General features: G+C 51.4%; 23 protein-coding genes and 1 pseudogene. 22 read left to right on the top strand and 2 right to left on the bottom strand.

The genetic code is table 11. The features are described 5' to 3' along the window. The first annotated feature begins 6 nt into the window (after positions 1–6). The 5 genes from flhB to DWB84_RS16610 all read left to right on the top strand — a co-directional run bounded on the left by flhB (position 7) and on the right by DWB84_RS16610 (position 4,417). A complete protein-coding gene (gene flhB / locus DWB84_RS16590; protein WP_187410932.1) occupies positions 7–1,149 on the top strand; it encodes a flagellar biosynthesis protein FlhB in 1,143 nt (380 codons plus the stop codon). Between the two features lie 109 nt (positions 1,150–1,258). Beyond that, on the top strand, positions 1,259–2,365 hold the full coding sequence (locus DWB84_RS16595; RefSeq protein ID WP_187410933.1) for an S-(hydroxymethyl)glutathione dehydrogenase/class III alcohol dehydrogenase: 1,107 nt from the start codon (positions 1,259–1,261) through the stop codon (positions 2,363–2,365). Positions 2,366–2,375: 10 nt separating this feature from the next. Beyond that, complete coding sequence (gene fghA / locus DWB84_RS16600; RefSeq protein ID WP_187410934.1) at positions 2,376–3,215, top strand: S-formylglutathione hydrolase; 840 nt, start codon at positions 2,376–2,378, stop codon at positions 3,213–3,215. Between the two features lie 53 nt (positions 3,216–3,268). Beyond that, entirely contained in the window at positions 3,269–3,913 is a 645-nt protein-coding gene (gene lepB / locus DWB84_RS16605; RefSeq protein WP_187410935.1) for a signal peptidase I, read from the top strand. A gap of 12 nt (positions 3,914–3,925) precedes the next feature. Further along, positions 3,926–4,417, top strand: coding sequence for a DNA topology modulation protein (locus tag DWB84_RS16610; RefSeq protein ID WP_222868235.1), 492 nt, complete (start codon positions 3,926–3,928; stop codon positions 4,415–4,417). 110 nt (positions 4,418–4,527) lie between these two features. Here the strand turns inward: DWB84_RS16610 and DWB84_RS16615 are convergent. Then, positions 4,528–5,994: pseudogene (locus DWB84_RS16615) on the bottom strand (endo-1,4-beta-xylanase); the annotation flags it as partial. Positions 5,995–6,470: 476 nt separating this feature from the next. Here DWB84_RS16615 and DWB84_RS16620 point away from each other — a divergent pair. Further along, positions 6,471–7,073, top strand: a complete 603-nt coding sequence (locus DWB84_RS16620) for a trimeric intracellular cation channel family protein (protein ID WP_187410938.1) — start codon at positions 6,471–6,473, stop codon at positions 7,071–7,073. A 43-nt stretch (positions 7,074–7,116) separates the two neighbouring features. Continuing rightward, positions 7,117–7,659 carry a DUF4256 domain-containing protein gene (locus DWB84_RS16625; protein WP_187410939.1) on the top strand — a complete coding sequence of 181 codons (543 nt, stop codon included), beginning with the start codon at positions 7,117–7,119 and terminating at the stop codon, positions 7,657–7,659. Positions 7,660–7,743: 84 nt separating this feature from the next. On the opposite strand, the gene DWB84_RS16630 is transcribed toward DWB84_RS16625, so the two are convergent. After that, complete coding sequence (locus DWB84_RS16630) at positions 7,744–8,814, bottom strand: putative glycoside hydrolase (protein WP_187410940.1); 1,071 nt, start codon at positions 8,812–8,814, stop codon at positions 7,744–7,746. 34 nt (positions 8,815–8,848) lie between these two features. Between DWB84_RS16630 and DWB84_RS16635 the strand changes: the two genes are divergently transcribed. From DWB84_RS16635 to DWB84_RS16700, 15 genes are all read left to right on the top strand, one after another. After that, positions 8,849–9,073: a hypothetical protein gene (locus tag DWB84_RS16635; RefSeq protein ID WP_187410941.1), complete on the top strand. Its 225-nt coding sequence runs from the start codon at positions 8,849–8,851 to the stop codon at positions 9,071–9,073. Positions 9,074–9,266: 193 nt separating this feature from the next. Then, positions 9,267–9,668, top strand: coding sequence for a GFA family protein (locus DWB84_RS16640; protein ID WP_187410942.1), 402 nt, complete (start codon positions 9,267–9,269; stop codon positions 9,666–9,668). 155 nt (positions 9,669–9,823) lie between these two features. Then, the gene (gene flhA, locus DWB84_RS16645) at positions 9,824–12,046 is read left to right on the top strand and encodes a flagellar biosynthesis protein FlhA (protein WP_187410943.1); all 2,223 of its coding nucleotides are present in this window, start codon (positions 9,824–9,826) and stop codon (positions 12,044–12,046) included. A 35-nt stretch (positions 12,047–12,081) separates the two neighbouring features. Beyond that, positions 12,082–13,749 carry a flagellar biosynthesis protein FlhF gene (gene flhF / locus DWB84_RS16650; protein ID WP_187410944.1) on the top strand — a complete coding sequence of 556 codons (1,668 nt, stop codon included), beginning with the start codon at positions 12,082–12,084 and terminating at the stop codon, positions 13,747–13,749. Between the two features lie 106 nt (positions 13,750–13,855). Further along, positions 13,856–14,677 (top strand): MinD/ParA family protein, encoded by an 822-nt coding sequence (locus DWB84_RS16655; protein WP_187410945.1) that lies wholly within the window; start codon positions 13,856–13,858, stop codon positions 14,675–14,677. 239 nt (positions 14,678–14,916) lie between these two features. Continuing rightward, complete coding sequence (locus DWB84_RS16660; protein ID WP_187411010.1) at positions 14,917–15,642, top strand: RNA polymerase sigma factor FliA; 726 nt, start codon at positions 14,917–14,919, stop codon at positions 15,640–15,642. Positions 15,643–15,822: 180 nt separating this feature from the next. Further along, on the top strand, positions 15,823–16,209 hold the full coding sequence (cheY, locus tag DWB84_RS16665) for a chemotaxis response regulator CheY (protein WP_187410946.1): 387 nt from the start codon (positions 15,823–15,825) through the stop codon (positions 16,207–16,209). A 6-nt stretch (positions 16,210–16,215) separates the two neighbouring features. Then, the gene (locus DWB84_RS19180) at positions 16,216–16,341 is read left to right on the top strand and encodes a hypothetical protein (RefSeq protein WP_255429044.1); all 126 of its coding nucleotides are present in this window, start codon (positions 16,216–16,218) and stop codon (positions 16,339–16,341) included. Between the two features lie 20 nt (positions 16,342–16,361). Then, complete coding sequence (locus DWB84_RS16670) at positions 16,362–17,135, top strand: protein phosphatase CheZ (RefSeq protein ID WP_187410947.1); 774 nt, start codon at positions 16,362–16,364, stop codon at positions 17,133–17,135. Between the two features lie 10 nt (positions 17,136–17,145). Next, positions 17,146–19,443 carry a chemotaxis protein CheA gene (locus DWB84_RS16675; protein WP_187410948.1) on the top strand — a complete coding sequence of 766 codons (2,298 nt, stop codon included), beginning with the start codon at positions 17,146–17,148 and terminating at the stop codon, positions 19,441–19,443. A 129-nt stretch (positions 19,444–19,572) separates the two neighbouring features. Beyond that, positions 19,573–20,682 (top strand): chemotaxis response regulator protein-glutamate methylesterase, encoded by a 1,110-nt coding sequence (locus tag DWB84_RS16680; protein ID WP_187410949.1) that lies wholly within the window; start codon positions 19,573–19,575, stop codon positions 20,680–20,682. A gap of 1 nt (position 20,683) precedes the next feature. Then, on the top strand, positions 20,684–21,424 hold the full coding sequence (locus DWB84_RS16685; protein WP_187410950.1) for a flagellar motor protein: 741 nt from the start codon (positions 20,684–20,686) through the stop codon (positions 21,422–21,424). Positions 21,425–21,432: 8 nt separating this feature from the next. After that, a complete protein-coding gene (locus tag DWB84_RS16690) occupies positions 21,433–22,368 on the top strand; it encodes a flagellar motor protein MotB (RefSeq protein WP_187410951.1) in 936 nt (311 codons plus the stop codon). A 92-nt stretch (positions 22,369–22,460) separates the two neighbouring features. Further along, complete coding sequence (locus DWB84_RS16695) at positions 22,461–23,231, top strand: ParA family protein (protein WP_187410952.1); 771 nt, start codon at positions 22,461–22,463, stop codon at positions 23,229–23,231. Between the two features lie 414 nt (positions 23,232–23,645). Further along, positions 23,646–25,109, top strand: coding sequence for an MBOAT family protein (locus DWB84_RS16700; protein ID WP_187410953.1), 1,464 nt, complete (start codon positions 23,646–23,648; stop codon positions 25,107–25,109). The last annotated feature ends 2 nt before the right edge of the window (positions 25,110–25,111 follow it).

Consider the following 25,111-nt stretch of genomic DNA (forward strand, 5'->3'; position numbering starts at 1 on the left):
GCCTTTATGGCACAAGACGACAGCTCACAAGAAAAGACCGAAGAGGCCACCCCCAGGCGCATAGAAAAAGCCCGGGAAGAGGGCCAGATTCCCCGTTCGCGCGATTTGACCACTTCAGCGGTGTTGATTCTCGGGTCGGTGGCTTTGTGGTCTTTTGGTGGGCATGTTGCGGATAACCTTTCCCGCGTCATGAAATTTAATTTTTCCATTGAACGCGAAGTTATTTTCGATCCGCAGAAAATGATCGCGCAGCTGGCTTCGTCGTTCTTTGAGGCTTTGTGGGCACTGATACCGATTTTTGCTGTATTGGTGGTGGCGGCCATTGTTGGACCGACGATTTTGGGCGGTTTTTTGTTCAGCTCCAAAGCCATCACCCCGCAATTAAAACGCATGAATCCGCTGTCCGGTCTCAAGCGAATGTTTTCAGTTAAATCGCTGGTAGAACTGGCGAAATCCGTTGGCAAAGTGCTGGTGGTGGTTCTGGTTGCTTATTTGACATTGCGAATGTTTCAGACGGAACTATTGGGATTAAGCCAGGAGAATCTGGAAAGTGGAGTTGCGCACTCGCTGAAAATTGCCATTATCGCGACCTTGCTGATCAGCTGTTCGACCATTTTGATTGCAGCGGTAGATGTGCCTTATCAGATATGGGAATACAAAAAGAATCTGAAAATGTCGCGCCAGGACATTAAAGATGAAATGAAAGATTCGGAAGGCAAACCGGAAGTCAAAGGGCGCATTCGCCAATTGCAACGCGAAATGGCCAACCGCCGCATGATGGCATCGGTACCGAAAGCAGATGTAGTCATCACTAACCCAACGCACTACGCTGTTGCCTTGAAATACGATCCGGAAACCATGGCAACGCCAATTCTGCTCGCCAAAGGCACGGATGAAGTCGCCATGAAAATCCGCGAAATTGCCCGCGAATATAAAATCGAACAGGTTCGTACACCAGTGCTGGCGCGGGCGATTTATTACACCACCAAAATAGACGACGAAATTCCCCAAGGTCTGTACCTCGCTGTTGCGCAAGTATTGGCCTACGTTTTTCAGCTGCGCAATTACCGTCGCGGCAAGGGCGAGCGTCCCGCTTTCCCAACCAATATCAAAGTGCCTAAGGATATGATCTTCCCGGAAAAATCCTAAGCGCACACTTTCGCCGGTATATCAGTCCGCATTTGCGAATGCCATCTGTTATCCTTTCTGTTTTTGCCACCTGCGGCCCATGTCGCGTGGCGCTTGTTGGAGAATGATGATGAAAACTCGTGCAGCGGTGGCCTTTGCCGCCGGAAAACCTTTGGAAATTGTTGACGTTGACCTCGAAGGACCAAAAGCTGGTGAAGTTCTGGTCGAAATCAAAGCGACCGGTGTTTGCCACACTGATGCCTTTACGCTTTCCGGCGATGATCCGGAAGGTCAATTTCCTGCGATTCTCGGCCATGAAGGTGCGGGTGTTGTAGTGGACGTAGGCCCCGGGGTGAAATCCCTGAAAAAAGGCGATCACGTTATTCCTCTGTACACGCCCGAGTGCCGCGAATGTGAATACTGTCTGCACCCCAAAACCAATCTTTGCCAGGCCATTCGCAGCACACAAGGCCAGGGTCTAATGCCGGACGGCACCAGCCGTTTCAGTTTCGAAGGCAAGCCTGTGTTGCATTACATGGGCTGCTCCACCTTTTCCAATTACACCGTTTTGCCGGAAATTGCGCTGGCAAAAATTCGTGAAGACGCACCTTTTGATAAAGTCTGTTATATCGGTTGCGGTGTGACCACCGGTGTAGGCGCTGTGGTGTTCACTATGAAAGTCGAAGCAGGTTCCACTGTTGCGGTATTCGGTCTGGGTGGAATTGGCTTGAACGTGATTCAAGGCGCGAAACTGGTCGGAGCGCGACGCATTATCGGTGTTGATCTCAATCCCGCGCGCGAAGCTTTGGGCCGCAAATTCGGCATGACGGACTTTGTGAATCCCAAAGATGTCGACAATGTTGTCGATACGATAATTCAAATGACCGGCGGCGGTGTGGATTACAGTTTTGAATGTATCGGCAACGTCAAAGTGATGCGCCAAGCATTGGAATGCTGTCATAAAGGTTGGGGGCAGAGCTGTATTATCGGCGTTGCCGGAGCCGGGCAGGAAATTTCCACCCGACCATTCCAATTAGTAACCGGGCGCGTATGGCGCGGTACTGCATTCGGCGGCGCACGCGGGCGCACCGATGTACCAAAAATCGTCGACTGGTATATGGAAAATCGCATCAATATCGACGATTTGATTACTCATACCATGCCGCTGGACGACATTAACAAAGCATTCGATTTAATGCACAAGGGCGAAAGCATCCGCTCCGTCATTTTGTATTGAGGAGATCAGCGTGGAAAAAATTGGCCAAAACAAATGTTTCGGCGGAAATCAGTTGCGCTATAAACACGCATCGCCCGTGTTGGGTTGCGACATGACTTTTTCCATTTATTTGCCACCCGGAGCCAGCGCGGATGCGCCGGTTCCGGTGATTTATTGGCTGTCCGGCTTGACCTGCACCGATGAAAATTTTGTGCAAAAAGCCGGCGCGCAAAAATACGCTGCAGAACACGGTGTTGCGCTGGTTGCACCGGATACCTCACCGCGCGGAGAGCATATTCCGCGCGATCCAGACGGTGCGTGGGATTTTGGTTTGGGCGCCGGTTTTTATCTGGATGCTACTAACGAACCCTGGCGAAAAAATTACCGCATGTATTCCTACATTACGGAAGAGTTGCCAAAACTGATCGAAGCGGAATTTCCGCTTACCAGCAAAAAATCCATTATGGGCCACTCCATGGGCGGTCACGGCGCTCTGACTATCGCGCTAAAAAATCCCGGTGTTTACAACGCTGCGTCAGCGTTTTCTCCTATTTGTGCGCCTATGGAATGTCCCTGGGGAGTCAAAGCGTTTAGCCGTTATTTAGGTGAGGACAAAACCAACTGGCGGCAATACGACACCTGCGCGCTTATAGCAGAGCGGAAAAATACAATTCCGTTGCTGGTAGAGCAGGGCAGTGCCGACAGCTTCCTGGTGGAGCAGTTGCAGCCGGAAAAATTGCAACAAGCATGCGCGCAAAACCAACACCCATTGGATTTGCGCATACGCGACGGCTATGACCACAGCTACTTTTTTATCGCCACATTTATTGGCGAGCATGTGGCTTATCATGCGGAACGGTTAAAGCAATAAGTGTCAAAGTTTGAGGTGCGGATATTGAAAATCCGCACTGTGAGGAATTGCCCATGAATCTGAAAAAACTATGGAAAGAAAACCGCTCCCTGATCATTTTCCTGCTCCTGATGTTCGTCTTCCGCGGTGCCGTGGCGGACTGGAATGAAGTACCGACCGGATCCATGAAGCCGACGATTATCGAAGGCGACAGGATTCTGGTGAACAAAATGGCCTACGACTTGCGCGTGCCGTTTACGCATATTTCTCTGTTCAAATTCGGCGATCCGGTGCGTGGCGATATAGTGATATTTGATTCGGCTGTATCGGGCAAAAGATTGGTCAAGCGCATTGTGGGTGTTCCCGGTGACGTGGTGGAAATGCGCGATAAGGTTCTTTTTATCAATGGTAAGGCGCTGGATTATCAAGTTGTCGAGCAAGATCCCCATGCAATTTATAGAAAGGAGAACCTGCTCGGTGTGGAGCACATCATTAGGTTGGTCAATGCTGAATCCGGCATGGCGAATTTCTCTGCTATCAAGGTACCGGAAGGGCATTATCTGGCGTTGGGAGATAATCGCGATGAAAGCGCCGATTCCCGCGTAATTGGATTTGTACCACGCAAAGAAATCGTCGGCCGCTCCCGCAGTGTGGTCCTGTCCTTCAATTACGACAACTTCTACATTCCCCGCTCTGAACGATTTTTTCATCGTTTATAAATGAAAAAAATCATGATCATCGGTTCAGCCGGTTCTGGCAAGTCGACTTTGGCGAAAAAGTTGGAGGCGAAAACCGGCATCGCGGCAACCCATCTGGATGCGCTTTATTGGAGACCTGGATGGGTGGCGACGGAGAGGGAGCATTGGCGAGCCATTCAAGAGGATTTGTGCCGTCAGGAATCCTGGATTCTCGATGGCAATTATGGCAGGACCCTCGATATCCGTTTAAAGCACAGTGACACCATTATTTTTCTCGATATCAATCGATATGTGTGTCTGGCGAGAGTGGTGTGGCGGATTTGCAAATCCTATGGAAAGACGCGACCGGATATGCCGGCGGGGTGTCCAGAACAATTCGATTGGCAATTCTTCCGCTGGATTTTCGATTACCCCAAGAACAACAGACCAGAAATCCTGCAGAAGTTGAATGCGTTGTCCGCGGAGAAAAACGTTATCGTTCTACGTTCCCCGCGCGAGGTGGCCAACTTTTTAAAAGGAATCTAAGGAACAACTTAAAAAGAATTAAGGCAGAGATGCACCAACAAAAAAACCGCTCAGGTGAGCGGTTTTTTTGTTGGTGCAGAGCGCCTATCACTAGGCGCTGTTATGGGTTCTTAGTTGTTCTTGATGTAATCCATCAACCAAGTCATGGCAGGACGCGGTTGGCCATTGCGGATCAGACCGGTACCGTTACGCCATGTAGAACCGTAAATGTAGCCCCACAAGGTGATACCAACAACTTGTGGGTGCTCCCAGAAGATTGGGAAGTGCATCTTCATGTAGTTCAACTGAGTTTGATCGTCAGTCGCTTCGATATCGTACTCAGATACGTACATCGGCAGACCGGTTCTCTGATGGATCAAGTCCAGTTTGGCTTTGATTTCTGCCGCAGTCCAAACTTTCGGATCGTACAAGCTGTGCGCTTGCAAGCCGACAGCGTCTACATAACCAGAACGAACAGCGGGAGCGATAAGATCAAGGATCGCATCGGTATCCCAAGTCATAAAGTTATAGTCGTTGTAGATCAGGATGGCATTCGGGCAGTGTTTGCGAGCCAGTTTGAAGGATTCCGTAATCCAATCATTACCGAACGCATTGCGCGCGAAGTTAGCCGGTGCGTGGTTCGGGTGAGCCTCATTGACCACGTCGATCATTGCAGTGTCTGGATAGCGGGTGCAGTAGTCGCGGATCCATTCTTCGATTTCTTCACGTTGTTCGGCTGCGCTCAGGTTGTGAATCCAGTTTGGTGCTTGCGCACCCCAGACGAAGGTGTGGGCCTTAACAGGAATATTGTTTTGACGCGCGTATTGGTAGATGCGGTCAACAGGGGCCCAGTTGTACTGGTCGCGAGTACCTTCCACGGATCCCCATTTACCTTCGTTTTCCGGGGTGATCTGGTTCCAGTACTGGATAAAGTCGGAGCGTACTTGACCGCCAGTCGTGATGTTACCAACGAATTTTTTGGTTGGCGAAGGCGTCACTATAGTGGTGTCCAGCTGACCATCGTTGGAGTAAATGGCGAAGGCTGCCAGGGTTGGGTTTTCCACGCCTTTGATCATTTCGATGGTGACTTTCTTGTCGTTAACCTGGGCGTTTTCCACGGTGTAAGTGTAAGCGCCGTCATGGCCAACCAAGGAATACAGGTCGATATCGCGCAATACGGTATTGCCTTCAACCGCTACGCTGAAGCTGCGCAAACCAGCGGAAGTTTGATAAATCTCGGCAAAAAACAGTTTGATGGTGTAACGGCCGTTAGCGGTGACGGGGATTTCATATTTGAATTCGCCGTAGCGTTCAGTTTGGAAAATAGTGCCGTCGGCAACCCCCGAAATAGGATCGGTAGTGGAATTGGCTTGACCGCCCACTCCGTATTTATCAGCGATAAAGGTAATGCCTTCGAAGGTATTGTCCTTGGTTGAACCAACGTCAACGGCTACCACCAACGGCATATTGATCGGAGAGCCGGAGCTTGAAGAGCTAGAGCTGCTGCTGGAAGAACTGGAGCTTGAGCTACTGGAGGAACTGGAGCTGCTTGAAGAGCTGGAGCTTGATGAGCTGGAACTGCTTGAACTTGAGCTGCTGGGCTGGGGCGTACCACCACCGCACCCTGCTAGCAAGCTCGCACATACGACGAACGTGAGCGACGTGGTCGAGATGAGTGACTTCATGTGACGTTTCCTCTGACACCTGATGTAATTTTTATGTAATTGGGATTCACCAGTCACAATTTGCGGCTGCATACCTCGGCGCAGTTGCAATACCACAGTGAGCACTGGCGGAATGGAGTTCCGCCAGAGTGAATTCATCATATGATTTCATAATACGAAAGCCGGTTCTGTGACCTGTCTTTCAACATAGGTGTGAAGTGCCCTCAATAACTACAGTGGTTTACAAAAGGACAAGTTGACGCTCGCCGTGCCAAGTTAACTCAAAACCATGAAGGGCGGTTCACAATGGTCGATAATCCCCCAAATCTGCGTGGAGTGCTATGCAACGCCTTGCTGTTGTGTTGAACCTGTGACGCGATTCTGCGTGCTTCTGAGAATAGGTATTAAAAATGGTCCTTTATTATCTGGATTTGGCTGGCGTAGCAGTGTTCGCTGCAACTGGGGTATTGGCGACACGCGATCGCAATCTGGATTTTTTCGGTGTATTGATGGTGGCGACTTTTACCGCCATTGGCGGTGGGACGCTACGCGATTTGCTGCTGAACCGTCACCCGATTTTTTGGATTGTGGATCAAGGGTATTTGCTGACGATTCTGGCGGCGGTTGTGGTGATGGTGATTTATCTGGCGCGCCGTCCTCCGCCGGGAGCGCTGATGCTGATTGCGGATGCGTTTGGTCTCGGGTTTTTTGCCATGTCCGGTGCCAAGTTGACGCTGGACGCAGGGCACTCGTCATTGATTGTGGTGCTCATGGGCGTAATGACGGGGGTGATGGGTGGTATTTTGCGTGATGTCATTACCGCCCGAGTGCCACTTATTCTGCAAAAAGAGGTGTACGCAACTGCGGCCATTGTCGGCATTTTGGTTTATTTGGTGTTGCGTCAGTTTATTCCGGGGATGGCTGCCTTTTGGGCTGGCGCATTTACCGTAATTGGTTTGAGGTTGATGGCCATAAAATGGGGATTGAATTTACCGGCTATCCCTACTCGTTAGGCCACCAGCGAAAATCACTCAGAGGAAAAATAAGGATCCTGATATGAGCAAGCAGCAGGATGACATCATCCAGATTTTGCAAACACGCTTCGAAAAAAACAGGCAGCGTCACGACAATATCAAATGGGCAGACGTGCAAGCCAAACTGCAGGCGAATCCTGCCAAGCTTAAAATTTTGGCAGAGATGGAAAACACCTGCGGCGAGCCGGATGTTATAGGTTTTGAGCAAAACACTGGTGAATATCTTTTTGCGGATTGTTCAGCGGAAAGTCCTAAAGGTCGGCGCAGTCTGTGTTATGACCGGGAAGCGCAGGAGTCGCGCAAAGAAAACGCGCCGAATGGCAATGCGGTCGATATGGCTGCGACCATAGGTATTGAATTATTGACCGAGGCTCAATATCGCCATTTGCAAACGCTGGGAAAATTCGATGAGAAAACGTCGAGTTGGATAAAAACACCGGAAAACATTCGCAAACTCGGTGGCGCACTGTTTTGCGACCGGCGTTATAACACGGTATTTGTGTATCACAACGGCGCTCAGTCTTATTATGCAGCGCGGGGTTTTCGCGGGCTGTTACGGGTATAAAAGGGGTGCGGGTACCCTCTCCCAGTGGGAGAGGGCGTTGCAGGCCCGCTCTCTGAATAATAAGGCGGCCGCAAGTTTAACAATTTATTCCGTCGGAGGTGTGTATTCCCAGCGGATATTATTCAGGTTGATCTCCAGTCCTTCGCGGGTGGGACCATTGAATTGCAGAACGAGAGGATTGACCACTCGATGCAATTGCAAGCCATTTTCCGCCAGAGTGCGAACCGGGATTCGATGGGTTTGCCATATGCCTTCCACTGGACGTCCCAAGCTATAACGGGGAATTGCGCGGCAAGGCCAGCCGCAGAAGCTATTTACGGTAAATTCTCCCGGATTACCACCATAGTTGACTACGCGCAAGTCGAAGACGATTTCGCCATAAAAATAATTCGTCATATCGCTTTGCAGGTTGGTATAAACCCAGAATTCCGCCGCTGGCCCGTCTTCGAAAAACAGGGCATCAATATAACGGCTGCCAGCTTCTGTCTGTTCAGACAAAATGGAAGAGCCTGCTACGCCGTATCCCGAATTATCTGCAAGACCGTTTTGGTAATAAATTGTCTGCAGGCGGGTTTTGGGTGCTTCTGGCAATTCAATATTGGACGTATAGGTTTTTTTCAGTTCAATATTATCCAGTTGTATGACGTATTGTCCGTGCTGCCATCCCCAGGTGGGTTTGAAAACAAACAAGTTGGTGACCTTGGTAATATCCAGGCCGGTTTCGATCAGTGCCTGTATGGAAATTTCATAGGATTGCCATTCTCCCAATTCTGCCGGGTCCGCCAGCCAAAACTCTTCTGACGTACAGGGATAGCCACATTCCATTTTGAAGTCCAACATATCGGCATTTGCGCCTTGTTGCAGAATTCGCATATCAAAAGCAACGGCTCCATTGGCAAAAGCGCTCAGATCCATCGCAATGGTCTCATCTGTGCCCGCAGTAATACCAAACCAGCCGTTGTCGCCAGCGAGATCATCCGGATCGTTGCCATTGAATGTGACTTCAAGGACGTTGCCTCTGCTGGGGACTTCCACCAATTCCCACTGCACATGGCTGGGCTGGGAGCCGTCAAAGTGGTAACCGCCTGTATTGGACTCAAGCCATTCGAACGCTGCCAAATGTCCGCGTCCTTCCACTATTGCGTCATCAAACAAAACACAGCCGGATTCCGGACAATCCAAAACGGCAATGCCACTCGATGAACTGCTCGAGCTGGAAGAAGAGCTCGAACTGGAAGAGGATGAGTTTGAACTGGAAGAAGACGAGTTCGAGCTGGATGATGAAGATGAACTGGACGACGAGGAGCTGGAGGAAGACGTCGAATCTATCTCGTTACATCCTGCGAGCAACGTCAAAGCAAGACCAGCGAGGCAGGTGGAAAAGGTTTTTTGCATAAATAAAGTCCTGTATTAAATGCAGAATTGTTTGCGTGGCGAGTGCCGACGGGTATGAGACATATCAAAGCGGCGACACCTCCAAAAATTTTTTACAAATCAAAATATATTTTCCTGTTTTCTCTTTCCCCGCCTGGTGGATAATCCCCGAGGTTTTTGCAACCTCTCATTAATACAATCCCTCATTTATCCAATCCTTCGGGAGATAACTTATGTATCGCGGAAGCTGTTTATGTGGCGCTGTGACTTTTCAGGTGGAAGGGGAGTTGGGCGACGCCTATTTTTGTCATTGCGAGCGCTGCCGTAAGGCGAGCGGTTCGGCGTTTGCTTCGAATGCCAAAATTGTCCCGGAGCAATTTACCTTGCTGACCGGGCAGGATGTTTTGAAAAGCTATTTCAACCCAGCCTCTGGGCTGACCCGCAAATTTTGCGGCGTGTGCGGCTCTCCCATCATCAGTGAGCGGACAGAGCCGCGCATGTTGACGGTTCGTTTGGGAACGCTGGATACCCCCGTCGGCAAACGCCCGCGCGGACATATATTTGTGGCGTCCAAGGCTGATTGGGATGTCATCACCGATGACCTGCCGCAATATGCGGAGCGGCCGACCGCTTAAAGTTTTACCTTCTAAGATCATTCATTTTTCCCTGGCCAATCAACGCAAAAACTCTTTTGTTTCAGCGATTGGAAATGCGGGAACGCTTTTTGCCATAGCCTCCGAAGCGGGGCTTTTTTCAGCCTGCGCAGTCAAAAAACCGTCGTGGGAAGGCTATGGCAGTTACCTTATTCGAACACTTAAAGTCGGTTCCGGGTTCCATGACCCGCGAGTCCTCTCTACGTAGCGCCAGGAAGTTATGGCACGGCAATCTGTCGATCCCCATACTCCTGTTGATGCTGCTCGGCATGATGATTTTGCCGTTGCCGCCGTTCCTGCTCGACGCTTTTTTCTCCTTCAATATTGCGCTGTCCATTGTGGTTTTGCTGGTGAGTGTCTACACCATGCGGCCGCTGGATTTTGCCGTTTTCCCGACCATTCTGTTGGTGTCGACCTTATTTCGTCTCGCTTTGAACGTCGCCTCCACCCGCGTGGTGTTGCTGGAAGGGCATGAAGGGTCCGACGCCGCTGGTAAAGTGATTCAAGCGTTCGGCGAAGTGGTAATCGGCGGTAACTACACCGTTGGTATAGTGGTGTTCATCATTTTGATGATCATCAACTTCGTCGTGGTGACCAAGGGTGCTGGCCGGATTTCCGAGGTGAGTGCGCGGTTTACCTTGGATGCCATGCCCGGTAAACAAATGGCGATCGACGCCGATTTGAACGCGGGCATCATCGATCAAGAGCAGGCGAAAAAACGCCGTGCGGAAGTGGCGTCCGAAGCGGACTTCTACGGCGCTATGGACGGTGCGAGCAAATTCGTACGCGGCGATGCCGTCGCCGGTATTTTGATTCTGTTTATCAACATTATCGGCGGCCTTGCCGTCGGTATGATGCAGCACGACCTGACCTTCAAAGACGCCTCGCAAATCTACGTATTGCTCACCATTGGTGACGGTCTGGTCGGGCAGATTCCTTCATTGTTGCTGTCCACCGCATCCGCAATTCTGGTGACCCGCGCCAACAGTTCCGAGGATATGAACCAGCAAGTGATCGGGCAGATGTTCAACTCCCCGCGCGCACTGGCCGTAACGGCTCTGATCCTGTTCATCATGGGCATTATTCCCGGTATGCCGCATCTGGCGTTTTTAGGTTTTGCGGCTTTGTGTGGCGGGCTTGCCTATTACATTCACTTCCGCAAAAACGTGGCGGAAGTGGTGGAGGAGGCGCCCAAGCTTCGTACTATCACACCAGCTGCTGCAGGAGCGACTGGCGGCGGATTTGCGTCACCGCCACCGGCGCTGGAAAACAAATCCGATCGCACGCAGGAACCGGCAGAAGTGTCCTGGGATGATGTGACGCCCGTGGATGTTCTCGGTCTGGAAGTGGGTTATCGCCTGATTCCGTTGGTGGATCGCAACCAACGCGGCGAATTGCTCGGCCGCATCAAAGGTGTACGCAAAAAACTTTCCCAGGATATTGGCTTTCTGGTTCCTCCCGTCCACATTCGCGACAACCTCGATTTATTGCCCAATGCCTATCGCGTGACTTTGATGGGCGTTGCTTTGGGCGAGGGCGAGGTATTTCCTGACAAATTTTTGGCGATCAATCCCGGTCAGGTGTTTGGCAGTTTGCAAGGCACCAAAACCAAAGATCCGGCATTTGGCCTCGACGCTGTATGGATCGATGAAAGTCAAAAAGATAACGCGCAGACCCTGGGATATACGGTGGTGGATGCGGCTACTGTGGTGGCGACCCATCTCAACCAAATCGTGCAGCAACACACCCATGAATTGCTCGGTCACGAAGAAGTGCAGAAGTGGCTGGATTTGCTGGGAGAAAAATCGCCCAAGCTGGTGGAAGAACTGGTGCCCAACACCATCACCATTAATATCTTGCTGAAAGTGCTGCAAAACCTGTTGCGCGAGCAGGTGCCGATCCGCGATATGCGCACGATTGCTGAAGCGCTCGCGTCGCACGGCGATAAAAACCAGGACACCAATACGCTCACCAGTCATGCGCGCGTCGCACTTGCTCGGCAGATCGTGCAGAACATTGTCGGAGCTGACCCCAATATTCCCGTAATTACCCTTGATCCAACGCTGGAACAGTTGTTGCTACAGTCGGTTCAGCAAGCACAAAAAATTGGCGCAGATAGCACGAGCTTCATAGAACCGCGGCTCGCAGAGAAATTAAATATCGCGTTAATTGATGCAGCGCGCAGACAGGAAGCAGCAGGAAAACCCATGGTATTACTGGTCGCTGCACCACTGCGAATGACGATGGTTCGACTTGCGCGCTTCAATCTGCCGGATCTGCATGTACTCGGATACAACGAAATTCCGGATAACAAGCAGATCACCGTTGAAGCGACTGTCGGAGCCGATCTGACGAAATAAATCATTCTTGATGGCATTCATGCCGGGAGAAAAAAATGACAGTCAAACGTTTTGTTGCGCCGGATATGCGTCGAGCTCTGGATCTGGTTCGCCAGGAAATGGGACCCGACGCGATTATTCTGTCCAGCCAGCGTACCCGCGAAGGAGTGGAAATTATCACCTCCACGGAACTCGACGTGGTGGTGCGCGGAGCGGAAGAGCGTAAAGAGTTTGGCCGTCGTTTTGACGAAGAACTGGATCAACCACTGGCGAGCGACAACGCCTGGAAAACCCAGGACGGTATCGCGGAAGCCGCGCGTCAATATGCCGCCTCAACCATTGATGGCAAACGCCGTGAACAGTTGGCTCGTGAAATTGAAGCCGCACGCGAGCGCATGCTGGCTGCTCAACGCCCCGAAACTCTGCGAGGCCCCGACGCTCCCCGAACCAGCCAACCAGCCAAGGTTGCGATTCCGCCGGTGACCGATACAGTGCGCTGGGAAGACCGAGCCAAAACTGCGGCAACCAAAACTCCCGCAGCAGCGCCTGCCAAACCGTCGCAGCGTTATGTTGATGAGCGCGTGGAAATGACCCGCAGTCGCCCTGCTGAGCGTCACTATGAGGAAGAGCGCTTCTACGCCGAAGAGCGCGCCTATGGTGAAGAACGTGCTTACGGTAATGAACCCTACGCCAAAAGCCGCACCCGTCCAGAAACTCGCCCGGTAGAAACCCGCTCCACCGACCGCCAAATTGCCGGCTTGCAAGAGCAGGTTCAACGTATGGCGAAGGAGCAAGCTCGCACCAATCCGGTGGACGATAAACGCCTGGCATCTCTGCAGAGCGAACTTGCGGATATGCGCATGCTGCTCGAACAGCAAATGTGGCGTATGAAAGAGCAGAGCGCCGTTACCGCAGCTGCGGTGGCGACCTCGCCCGTACAAGACGCTTTATTGACGCACCTCGGCGCTCTCGGCCTGCCGGCGACTCTGAGCAAAAAACTGGCTCTGGCCGCCAAACCCGGCAAACGTCTCAACGCCGCCTGGCGAGATGCGCTGGCGCTCTTGACCAAACAAATCGCGACCGATTCCTCCGACCGAATTCAGAAGGGCGGGGTATTTGCGTTCGTCGGCCCAACCGGCGTTGGCAAAACCACCACCATCGCCAAATTGGCCGCGCGTTATGTGCTAGAACACGGTCTTGGCAAAGTCGCACTGGTGACTACCGACACTTACCGGGTTGGCGCCCATGATCAACTGCGCTCACTGGGCCGTATTTTGAACGTGCCAGTGCGCGTGGTGGATCAGGAACGCAGCCTGCCTTCCGTGATCGCCAGTTTGAAAAACTACCCCTTGATCCTGATCGATACCGCCGGTTTCCGGCAGGGCGATCCACTGCTGAAAGAACAAGAAGCCATGCTGGCGAGCTGTCCAGGTGTCGAGCGCATCCTGGTCTTGGCCTGCAACAGCCAGGTTCAGACCCTTAAAGCCTCTGCTCACGCCTACGGCGGTGTCAGCGGCTGTGTCCTGACCAAGCTGGACGAAACCGCGAGTCTGGGCGAGGCGCTCGGCGTGGTGATCCAACAGCGCCTGCCAGTGCATTACTTCACCGATGGCCAAGCTATCCCCAACGACCTGTCCGTCGGCTCCGCCGCGCAATTGGTAGCGAAAGCCGTGGGCATGATGAAAGCGCAGAAGGGGATTGTGGCTGCCGGGTCGGCGGTTTGAGGTTCTGCCCAGATACAGCGGATTTAGCATCTATACTGAAAACATTTACAGGCCAAGGCCAGCCCGACGCAGTGTCGGGTGTTTCACCATAAGGTAACGGTGTTGCATGAGTTTAAATCGCCCAGTCAAAGTTATCGCGGTCACTGGTGGCAAAGGGGGAGTGGGTAAAACCAACCTGTCAGTCAATTTGAGCGTGGCACTGGCCGAGATGCAGCGGCGCGTCATTCTGATGGACGCCGACTTGGGCCTCGCTAACGTCGATGTGCTGCTCGGCCTGCAGGCGCGTTACACCTTGTCTGATGTACTGAGCGGCGAACGCAGTATCCGCGACATTTTGTTGACGGGCCCCGGCGGTATGAAAATCGTGCCGGCATCCTCCGGCGTGCAGCAAATGGCGAACCTGTCGCCAGCACAACACGCAGCAATTATTCATTCTTTTAGCGAACTCAGCGATCAACTCGATGTTTTGATGATTGATACCGCGGCCGGTATTTCCGATACAGTCGTCAGTTTTGTGCGCGCCGCGCAGGAAGTGATTGTAGTGGTGTGCGACGAACCCTCGTCCATTACTGACGCTTACGCATTGATTAAATTGCTCAACACCGAGCACGACGTTTTCCGCTTTCGGGTTATCGCAAATATGACACGCACGCAACAGGAAGGGGCTAACCTTTTTAACAAGTTAAATGGTGTGTGCGAGCGTTTTCTCGACGCTTCTCTGCAATACGTCGGTTCTGTGCCCTTTGACGAAAACGTGCGCAAAGCCTTACAAAAACGCAAAGCGTTGCTGGAATTCGCGCCGCAGTGCAAAGCCGCGCAAGCCATTCGCGCAATTGCGCAAAAAATTGATACATGGCCGACATCAAACACTGCGCGCGGTCATTTGGAATTCTTCTTCGAACGGCTGTTGCAGTCCGTGGGAACCTAACCGCAGCTGCCAAGAGTCAGTAGAAAAACCAATGAACATTATCTCTTCCTTGCTTCGATGCGGCGACGGAACTGCCGGTTCTGCCACCGCAAGTGCTGGTGCCTTGTTTCTTGCAACAGGGTCTCCAGCAACGATTTCCGTCACGGCAATGCCGGTGACAATAATGCGATTGGCGGCTGACGAGTCAGGCGAGTTATTCTGGTAAGTCAGTGACGGCGAATTGTGTGACGGCTAATTGCATGGTGTACGGGCGAACCCAAGAACAAATCACCGAGACTGCACCGCAGGTACAGGTGGAGCAGTACGCCTACCTGGTTAAACGAATCGCTCTTCACATAATGGCGCGTCTGCCCGCGAGTGTTCAGCTGGATGATTTGATTCAGGCAGGCATGCTCGGTTTATTGGAAGCTGCACAAAAATTTGACGCGAGTAAAGGTGCGTCTTTCGAAACCTATGCCGGTATTCGTATTCGCGGTGCGATTGTGGACGAAATGCGGCGCGGTGATTGGGTGCCGCGTTCCGTCCATCGCAACGCCCGCCGAATTACGGATGCCATGCATTATCTGGAAGGCAGGCTAGGGCGCGAAGCGACCGACGCCGAAATCGCCGAGGAGTTGGGTGTGAGTTTGGATGAGTACCACACCATGGCGAACGACAGCTTGAGCGGACGGCTTTTCAGCCTGGATGAAACCCTGCACGACGAAGAAATCAACACCACCCAGATTGCCGTCAGCGAAATGCTTCAAGGTCCGGCGGAAGTGACCCAACGCCGGGAAATGCAAGCGGCGTTGGCGCGCGCGATCGACGAATTGCCGGAGCGCGAAAAATTGGTGTTGTCTCTTTATTACGAAGAGGAAATGAATCTGAAAGAGATCGGCCTGGTGCTCGGCGTGAGCGAGTCGCGGGTTTGCCAGATTCATTCGCAAGCTGCGCTTAAGCTCAAGAAAAAACTCAGCGGTTGGTAGGACGTACTAAACTCAGCTGCATAAAAAAATCCGCCGTTATGGCTCGTTTATAAATTTTCCGACCATTCGACGGTGACGAACTAAACTTGTTGATGAGTCCCAAATTGGACCCGGGCGGGATCGAAAACGGATTGCAGAACCCGTCGTTCAACCAATTGATGTGGGAATGTGGAGGCGACGTTGGACAAAAACATGAAAATCCTCATCGTTGACGATTTTTCGACGATGCGCAGGATCATCAAAAATCTGCTGCGGGATTTGGGTTTTACCAACACCCAGGAGGCGGATGACGGCACCACGGCGTTGCCCATGTTGCGCAACGGCGATTTTGATTTTCTGGTGACCGACTGGAATATGCCCGGCATGAGCGGCATTGATCTGCTCCGGCATGTGCGCGCTGATCCCAAACTGGCGTCTCTGCCAGTGCTGATGGTGACGGCGGAAGCGAAACGCGACCAGATCATTGAAGCAGCGCAGGCGGGCGTCAACGGTTATGTGGTGAAGCCTTTTACGGCGCAGGTTCTCAAAGAAAAAATCGACAAGATTTTTGAGCGCGTCGGCGGCTGATCTTGTATGGGGCGTAAATCCTTAATGGATAGTCATCAGCCCTTTATGGATAGCTATAAGTCTTTTATGGATGGTTATATTTCCGTTGCGGGCGTTTATGCAGCTGCAACGGATAATCACAAGTCCGTATAGGACGCATAGTGGGTTCCTCAATGGATACAAATAGGCTTTCCGAGAGCGACGAGAAGTTTGTCGCTGAATTACAGGACTGCGCGAAGCTGCTGATCGAATCATTGCAGAATGATCGTTTCGAAGACGCTTCGAAATTGATTCGTACGCTTTACGCATCTCGCGACCGGCATATTTTTCAGTCGGTTGGGAGACTCACCCGCGCACTGCACGACGCTATTGTGAATTTCAATGTTGATGTGAATTTATATCCAGAGGCATCTTCATCCGAAATTCGCGATGCGTCGGATCGTTTGCAATATGTCATTCGCATGACCCAGGACGCAGCCAATAGAACCATGGATCGGGTAGAAACCGCTGCACCTATTGCGGCGAATCTCGGCCAGGAAGCGCATGCTCTGAAAGCCGAATGGGAAAAATTGCGCCGCCGGGAATTAAATAAAGATGACTTCGCGCGTCTGTATAAGCGCCTTAATGAATTTCTTGAACAGATGGGTGAAGGCACGGATGTACTCAACCAAAATCTGCAAGCCATCATTCTGGAGCAGGGATTTCAAGATCTCACCGGGCAGTTGCTGAAAAAAGTGATCGGTTTGATTACCGATGTGGAAAAAGAATTGGTCAACCTGGTGCGTATTGCAGGTCAGGTTGAAGAAGTGACTGGCATAACGCCGCTAGAGCGCACTGCCAAAGTTCGCGAACCCCATAGTGCTGAAGGTCCGCAAATCCACGCACATGCCGATGTAGTCAAAGGCCAGGATGAAGTGGATGATCTGTTGTCGAGTTTAGGTTTCTGAGAGGTACAGAATGTCGTTCGGAGAAGATGACGAGATTCTTCAAGACTTCCTTGTGGAGGCGGGGGAAATTCTTGATCAATTATCCGAGCAGCTGGTCGAGCTAGAACAGCGGCCCGACGACCGCGATCTGCTCAATGCTATTTTCCGCGGTTTTCACACCGTAAAAGGCGGTGCGGGTTTTTTGCAGCTCGACGCCATGGTGGAATGCTGCCACGCCACGGAAAATCTTTTCGATAGTCTGCGCAACGGTAAACGCAGCGTGACACCATCTTTGATGGATGTTGTGCTGCAGGCGCTGGACACCATTAATTCCCAATTCCGCCAGATTTCCGAACGCGAAGAGCCGTCGCGCGCGCCGCGAGAGTTGTTAGCCAATTTGGCCACTTTGGTGGCGGGCGAGGAAGTGGTTTCCAGCGGTGGCGCTGCCGCTGAGATTCCCGCCAAAGCGGAAGATCCTGTGGAATTGAGCGCTGCTCCGGCGAAGCAGGCTGAAGCGAATAGCGCAGCTCCACTTGATCTCACCGATGACGAATTTGAAGGGTTTCTCGACGCGATCAGCGTGCCGAAACATGATGCCTTAGCTGCTACTAAAAATGCTCCGGCTGATTCTGCACCTGCGGCCAGTGATGAAATTTCCGAAGATGAATTCGAGTCCTTATTGGATCAGCTGCACGGCCCTGGTAAACGCCCGACAGGACCTGCGCCGCAAAAATCCGAAGCTACCCCAGTGGCTTCCACAAAGGGCAGCGATGAAATTTCCGAAGACGAATTTGAAGCCTTATTGGATCAATTACATGGCGTAGGCAAAGCGCCGGGCAAAAATGCTGGTGAGAGCGAAAAGACATCGCCGCCCGCTGATATAGCCAAAACAGGTACGCCAGCAAAAACAGTTGATACGCCAGCAAATGCTGAAGCAGGTAGTGCGGATACCATTACAGACGCGGAATTCGAAAATCTGCTTGATCAGTTGCACGGTCGCGGTAAAGGCCCGTCAGTAAAACAAGCACCGCCAGCCAAACCGCTTGAGGCGAAAAAATCCGCAGAACACGACGGCTCTGAAGAAAGTGCTGCCCCTAAATTGCGTGACTCTGATAGCGCGCGCGCCAAAGAATCGACTACTAACAATGCCGCCGCGCAGGTGGAAACCACCGTGCGGGTGGATACCCAGCGCCTGGATGACATCATGAATATGGTGGGCGAACTGGTGCTGGTGCGTAATCGCTTGGTGCGCCTCGGCCTGGATTCCACTGATGAATCGCTCGCCAAAGCCGTGGCGAATCTGGATGTGGTGACCGCCGATTTGCAAACAGCGGTGATGAAAACCCGCATGCAGCCGATCAAAAAAGTCTTCGGGCGTTTCCCTCGGGTGGTGCGTGATTTAGCGCGCAATCTGCAAAAAGAAATTAATCTCGAGCTGATCGGTGAAGAAACCGATCTGGATAAAAACCTGGTGGAGGCACTTGCCGACCCACTGGTTCACTTGGTGCGAAATTCTGTCGACCACGGCATTGAATTGCCATCCGTACGTGAGAGTGTCGGCAAACCGCGCGTGGGCAAAGTGATTTTGGCCGCCGAACAGGAAGGCGACCATATTCTGTTATCCATCACTGATGATGGCGCGGGTATGGATCCGGTAAAACTGCGGGAAAAAGCCGTGGAAAAGGGCCTTATGGATGCGGACGCTGCGGCGCGCCTGTCTGATACCGAAGCCTTCAATTTGATTTTTGCTCCGGGTTTTTCCACTAAAACGGAAATTTCCGATGTGTCCGGCCGCGGTGTCGGCATGGACGTGGTGAAAACCAAAATATCGCAATTAAACGGCACTATTGAGATTCATTCGAAAAAAGGCGAAGGCACACGCATCAGCATTAAAGTGCCTTTGACTTTGGCCATTATGCCGACCTTGATGATTATGCTCGGTCGCCAGGCGTTTGCCTTGCCATTGGTCAATGTCAACGAAATTTTCCAAATGGATTTGACCAAAGCACATGTAGTAGATGGGCAGGAGTGCGTCACGATTCGCGATAAAGCGGTGCCGATTTTTTATCTGAAACGTTGGTTGGTACGCGGTCAATACGACCCGGAACAATCTTCGACGGCGCATGTTGTAATAGTAACAGTCGGCACGCAGCGCGTCGGCTTTGTTGTCGACCAATTAATTGGCCAAGAAGAAGTGGTCATCAAGCCTTTGGGCAAAATGCTGCATGGAACTCCGGGTATGGCCGGAGCAACGATTACCGGCGACGGCACTATTGCGTTGATTCTGGACGTGCCGAGCTTATTGAAACGTTACGCTGGTGGCCACTAGACCTTGTTTTATCAACGTCTGCGTGCAGCTGAATTGTGAGGCAGCTTTCCATTTTATTTTTTCGGCTCCGAGCGAAGAGGATCGGCTAAAGTTTCGGAACCCTCCCCGGCAGCAAACGCAGAGGTGGCTGTGGTTTACAAAGTTTTAGTTGTCGACGATTCCAATTTTTTTCAGGCGCGCCTGAAAGAGATTATTAATGAACATCCGGAGCTGAAGGTTGTTGGCGTCGCCTCCAATGGACGCGATGCTGTGGAAATGGCCGAACAACTTCATCCGGATATTATTTCAATGGATTATGAAATGCCGCTGATGGACGGTGTTTCTGCGGTGCGCGCCATTATGGCGAAACGCCGAGTTCCCATCGTCATGTTTTCGTCTCTTACCTACGAAGGTGCGCGCGTTACGCTGGATGCATTGGACGCTGGAGCGGTGGACTTTATTCCGAAAAATTTTGCGGAAGTCTCGCGCGATTCAGCGCAACTGAAAAAAAAGTTGCACGACACCTTGTTGACTTTTGCCAAGCAGGCGCAACCCCGATCTCCCGCACCAATTCGACCAGTACCTGTTCCCACATCTCCAACACCTGCGCCGCCGCAGTCAAGATTCACTGAGCCTGTGCACGTTGCACCGTTTCACAGGAAGGTAGAGGCGCCTGCTACCGCGCATAGAAATCTGAAAGGCAAAATCAAAATTCTGATTATTGGTGCGTCCACCGGTGGACCTGTGGCGCTGACGGAAGTCATTCAGGCATTGCCTGCATCTTTTCCATTGCCAGTCGTCATCATTCAACATATGCCGGAAAATTTCACCCGGGCATTTGCCGAGCGTCTCGATAAAGTATGTTCGGTGCGAGTTTCCGAGGCAGCTAACGGAGATATGTTGCGACCGGGTCATGTTTTGGTGGCACCGGGTGGTAAACAATTAATTTTTGATCGTCACGGCACAATCAAAATTCTCCCCGGCGACAACCGGGTGAGTTATCGGCCGTCAGTGGATATCACCTTCGCTTCCGCCGCCAATATTTACGGCGGCGCTGTGTTGGGGGTGGTGCTGACGGGTATGGGGGCGGATGGTTGCGAGGGTGCACGTTTGTTAAAAGAGCGCGGAGCGGTAATCTGGGGACAGGATGAAGCCAGTTCGGTGGTATACGGAATGCCGAAAGCAGTTGCCAGTGCAGGCTTGACTGATGAAGTTTTGCCTCTGGCACAAATAGGGCCTCGGTTGGCACAGGATCTCTAGCATGGACATGCTCAGTATTCTCGGAGTCATAATTGGATTTGCCGCGCTGATCGGCGGCAATTTCCTGGAGGGGGGCTCCTGGCAGTCGCTCGTCAATGGCCCCGCAGCACTTATCGTCATAGGCGGCACATTGGGCGCCGCCATTTTGCAGACGCCCAAAACCAATCTGCGCCGCGCGCTGCAAATTTTTTCCTGGATTTTTCGTCCGCCGCGCCTGCAATTTCAAAAAGGTATAGACACAGTTGTCAGTTGGGCGATTGCCGCGCGCAAGCACGGTTTGCTCGGTCTGGAAAATATTTCAGAGTCGGAAAAAGATCCGTTCAGCCGCAAAGGTTTGCAATTGCTGGTGGATGGTAGTGAACCGGAAGTGATCCGCCATGTATTGGAAACCGATTTGTTGGTAGCGGAAAAACGCGATTTTGACGCTGTCCATTTTTACGAAAGCATGGGCGGCTATGCACCGACCATAGGTATTATCGGCGCGGTTATTGGTCTGATCCATGTAATGAAACACCTCACCGATCCGGCGCAACTCGGTCCCGGAATTGCGGTTGCGTTTGTCGCCACCATTTACGGTGTGGCATTTGCCAATTTGCTGTTACTCCCTATGGCCAATAAATTGCGTCAATGCATTCGCGAACAGTCCCATTTTCGGGAATTGATGATCGAGGGCATTATCGCCATTGCCAACGGGGAAAACCCCAAAGTCATCGAAATGAAACTCAGCGGCTATCTGCATTGAGGCGATCCATGATTCGTCGACGCCGCGAGGAAGAATATCAGCGAAAATCCGGCCACGAGCGCTGGGTGGTCTCCTACGCGGACTTCATCACCTTGTTGTTTGCTTTTTTTGTGGTGATGTATTCGGTATCGCAAGTCAACGAACAAAAATATCGGGTGCTTTCTGAAACCCTTGGCAATATTTTTCAAGGCGCGGATGAAAAAACCGATGGCTCCAATTCTCATTCAGGTTCTGGTGTCGGTCCGACCTTGGTCGATACCAATGTATTGGCGCAAGAATTGGAAGACGCTTTGGCCGAGTTTGTGCGGCCGGGGAACGTGCGTATTGCGGCGACTGAAGAGTGGGTGCAAATCGATCTCAACGCTAATCTGCTGTTCGATTCCGCCAGCGCTGAACCCAAGCCTGACGCGCAAGAGATTTTTCGTGAAATCGCCGGAAAATTGGCTCCGTTCGAAAATGAAATCGAAGTGTCCGGTCATACGGATAATGTTCCCATTCGCACGGTGAAATATCACAGCAACTGGGAATTGTCCTCGGCGCGAGCGTCTTCGGTCGTACGTCTTTTGGCGGACAATGGCGTAAATCCCGCGCAACTATCTGCGGTGGGTTATGGCGAATATCGCCCAGTCGCTGACAACGGAACGGAAGAGGGGAGAGCGGCGAATCGCCGCGTCGTCCTGATGATTGCCCGCCACGCTGTGGAACGCTCTGTAATGCCATTTAGCGAGTTTGAATCCTCGCAAGAGGAGGTCGCGCCACCGCAAATTTCCGGTTCCCCAGCAACAACCCCCGCTCCATCTGAAATAACTCAGTCTGCTGCGCCGGATGAAATAACGGCAGATACATCGCAGAAAGAACCTGGCATTCAGCCTGTTCGCCTGAACCACGGCGGGCTTTTGTTTACCAGTGACCCGTCTAAAAAGGACGACAAACGGCTGCAGTAACGAGTTTTCAACATTTTTTCCTCTTCAGCACACTTTTTGCCTAAGTCCCTCCAAAGTTTCGATGCGTCAGAAGTTTGGCGAGAGGTGTCGTTTTGCAGATCTGGGCTGTGGCCAATCAAAAGGGGGGAGTGGGAAAAACCACCACTACGGTGGCGCTTGCCGGTTTGGCGGCAAACGCGGGGCGACGCGTACTCGTATTAGACCTCGATCCCCACGGATCCCTGACCTGCTATTTCCGGCTTAATCCGGACCAGTTGCCGCACAGCACCTATACCCTGTTTCAAGAGCGCAAAAATCTTGATGTGAATTTGGTAGGTCAGTTAATCGTCACTACCGAATATCAGGGATTGAGCTTATTGCCTGCTACGACGGGGTTGGCTACGCTCGAACGCCAAGCAATAGGAAATGACGGTATGGGGCTGGTGGTTTCGAAAGCCTTGAGTCAAGTATGGGAGGATTTTGATCTCGCCATTCTGGATTGCCCGCCGCAACTAGGCGTTTTAATGATCAATGCCCTGGCCGCCTGCCAAAAACTCATTATTCCGGTGCAAACAGAATTTCTCGCCTTGCAAGGTTTGGAAAGAATTTTGCGCACACTGCAAATGATGCAACGTTCACGCAGCCGTCCACTGCCATTCGTTGTGGTGCCCACCATGTTTGACCGGCGCACTCAAGCGTCTATCACCAGTTTGCGCACACTGCGCAACAGCCATGGTAACAACGTTTGGCCCGGCCACATTCCTGTCGATACCAAATTAAGAGATGCCAGCAAGATGGGAATCCCGCCACATTTATTTTCGCCAGATAGTCGAGGAGTCGAAGCCTATACCCGACTTTTTGATTACCTGACGGCAGGAAAATAGGATAATTGGCACTAAATAATGATTTTTAGAAATGCCAAGCCCTCTGTTTAATCCAATCGAATTATTCGTCTGTTAATTAAGTTAAACGTTTTCATTAGAAAAATGGCGATTGCTAAGGTGAAAATCAGAGGAATATAATCGCAGCGGGCGTCTCATCATTAAGTGTGCCCGATTTGTCGCTCTGGGTCGTCTTGCATGGCAGTTTGCCATCTACAGAATATCTGCAAAAGTCGTGGCAGTTGCATCTGAGGCTTATGCCGATTATGTGCCCATGACAATCTAATAATTCCTTAAAGGTTAAGACTGCGAGTCTCGTCAATACGAGAGCGGAAAATGACGCTCGAGTCTATTGAAGGCCGCGATGCGATCACATGTGGCGTGGATGATACGAAGGGCTAACGCAGGAGGTGGGGTATGCTGTACAACAGTTATGTTTTTATTCTGGCTTTTTTGCCGGTGACCTTCGCTGTCTACTTCGGATTGAATCGGGCGGGGAAATTGGAAACTGCAAAAGCATTTCTCGTTTTGAGCAGCCTGTTTTTCTATGGCTACTGGAATGTGGTATACGTCCCGCTGATTTTGACTTCTATTTTGGTTAATTATTGGATAGGGCATCGGCTGGCAAAGGCGGACCAGCGGTGGATGTCAAGAAGAACCATGTTGATTGGCGGGATTGTGTTCAACGTGGGGTTATTGGGCTATTACAAATACACGGATTTTTTTATTGCCAACCTCAACTGGCTGTTCGGCACTAATATTCCTCTCCTTCACTTGTTGCTCCCGCTTGCCATCAGTTTTTTCACATTTCAACAAATTGCTTACCTGGTTGATATTTACCGCCGCGAAACGAATGAATCGAGCTTTTTGAATTATCTGGTTTTTATTACTTTTTTTCCTCAGCTGATAGCAGGTCCTATTGTGCATCACAAAGAAATGATGCCGCAGTTCGGCTCAGCGGATACAAAATTCCTCAACTACCGAAATATCGCCATAGGCATATTTGTCTTTTCTATAGGGCTGTTTAAAAAAGTTGCATTGGCGGACACATTTGCTCAGTGGGCAAATGCGGGTTTTTCCAATACGGAAAACCTCGCGCTGATAGAGGCTTGGGTGGCATCACTCTCTTATACGTTTCAGTTGTACTTTGATTTCAGTGGCTATGCGGATATGGCCATAGGTATTGGCCTGATGTTCAATATCCGCCTGCCTATTAACTTTAACTCCCCTTACAAGGCTCTCAACATTCAGGATTTTTGGCGGCGTTGGCATATGACGTTATCGCGCTTCCTGCGCGACTATGTCTACATTCCGTTGGGGGGAAATCGCAAAGGACCGTCGCGCGTTTACGTCAATCTAATGCTGACGTTTTTGATCGGTGGTATTTGGCATGGAGCAGGGTGGACTTTTGTGTTTTGGGGTTTTTTGCATGGCGCCGCCCTCGCGATTCATCGAGCCTGGGCGCAGTTTGGCTTTAAGCTCGGTCGATTTTGGGCGTGGCTGATTACGTTTAATTTCGTGAACATTGCATGGGTCTTTTTTCGCGCAGAGCATTGGCAGGATGCCGTGAATATATTGCGCGGTATGTTAGGACTAAACGGAGTGGTGCTGCCGACCGCCCTGGGCGGGGTCTTGTCTGGCTTGGGATTGGAAAAATGGGGTATCCAATTTGGCGATTACATTTCCGGAGTGCAGGGGTCTATAGCAACATTTTGTTGGATCGCACTGGGTTTTGCGCTCGTTCTGTTGTGCAAAAACTCAATGGAGAAAATGGAGTCCTTCGAACCGAATAAGTACCGGCTAGCCCTTGCTGCGAACAGTTTTGTAATCAGCTTGTTTGGCATGTATCAAGTAACGGAATTTTTATATTTCAACTTTTAGGA

This window comes from Saccharophagus sp. K07, from assembly GCF_014336955.1.
In the GTDB taxonomy this organism is placed as follows: Bacteria; Pseudomonadota; Gammaproteobacteria; order Pseudomonadales; family Cellvibrionaceae; genus UBA5868.

What these genes read in the sequence shown, in the direction of transcription:
- DWB84_RS16640 (WP_187410942.1), top strand. Translation starts at nt 9,267, where the DNA reads ATGTATCGCGGAAGCTGTTTATGTGGCGCTGTGACTTTTCAGGTGGAA.
- DWB84_RS16610 (WP_222868235.1), top strand. Translation starts at nt 3,926, where the DNA reads ATGATCATCGGTTCAGCCGGTTCTGGCAAGTCGACTTTGGCGAAAAAG.
- flhA (WP_187410943.1), top strand. Translation starts at nt 9,824, where the DNA reads ATGGCAGTTACCTTATTCGAACACTTAAAGTCGGTTCCGGGTTCCATG.
- lepB (WP_187410935.1), top strand. Translation starts at nt 3,269, where the DNA reads ATGAATCTGAAAAAACTATGGAAAGAAAACCGCTCCCTGATCATTTTC.
- DWB84_RS16625 (WP_187410939.1), top strand. Translation starts at nt 7,117, where the DNA reads ATGAGCAAGCAGCAGGATGACATCATCCAGATTTTGCAAACACGCTTC.
- flhF (WP_187410944.1), top strand. Translation starts at nt 12,082, where the DNA reads ATGACAGTCAAACGTTTTGTTGCGCCGGATATGCGTCGAGCTCTGGAT.
- DWB84_RS16690 (WP_187410951.1), top strand. Translation starts at nt 21,433, where the DNA reads ATGATTCGTCGACGCCGCGAGGAAGAATATCAGCGAAAATCCGGCCAC.
- DWB84_RS16685 (WP_187410950.1), top strand. Translation starts at nt 20,684, where the DNA reads ATGGACATGCTCAGTATTCTCGGAGTCATAATTGGATTTGCCGCGCTG.
- DWB84_RS16635 (WP_187410941.1), top strand. Translation starts at nt 8,849, where the DNA reads ATGCCACTCGATGAACTGCTCGAGCTGGAAGAAGAGCTCGAACTGGAA.
- DWB84_RS16660 (WP_187411010.1), top strand. Translation starts at nt 14,917, where the DNA reads ATGGTGTACGGGCGAACCCAAGAACAAATCACCGAGACTGCACCGCAG.
- flhB (WP_187410932.1), top strand. Translation starts at nt 7, where the DNA reads ATGGCACAAGACGACAGCTCACAAGAAAAGACCGAAGAGGCCACCCCC.
- DWB84_RS16670 (WP_187410947.1), top strand. Translation starts at nt 16,362, where the DNA reads ATGGATACAAATAGGCTTTCCGAGAGCGACGAGAAGTTTGTCGCTGAA.
- DWB84_RS16700 (WP_187410953.1), top strand. Translation starts at nt 23,646, where the DNA reads ATGCTGTACAACAGTTATGTTTTTATTCTGGCTTTTTTGCCGGTGACC.
- DWB84_RS19180 (WP_255429044.1), top strand. Translation starts at nt 16,216, where the DNA reads ATGGGGCGTAAATCCTTAATGGATAGTCATCAGCCCTTTATGGATAGC.
- DWB84_RS16675 (WP_187410948.1), top strand. Translation starts at nt 17,146, where the DNA reads ATGTCGTTCGGAGAAGATGACGAGATTCTTCAAGACTTCCTTGTGGAG.
- DWB84_RS16620 (WP_187410938.1), top strand. Translation starts at nt 6,471, where the DNA reads ATGGTCCTTTATTATCTGGATTTGGCTGGCGTAGCAGTGTTCGCTGCA.
- DWB84_RS16655 (WP_187410945.1), top strand. Translation starts at nt 13,856, where the DNA reads ATGAGTTTAAATCGCCCAGTCAAAGTTATCGCGGTCACTGGTGGCAAA.
- DWB84_RS16595 (WP_187410933.1), top strand. Translation starts at nt 1,259, where the DNA reads ATGAAAACTCGTGCAGCGGTGGCCTTTGCCGCCGGAAAACCTTTGGAA.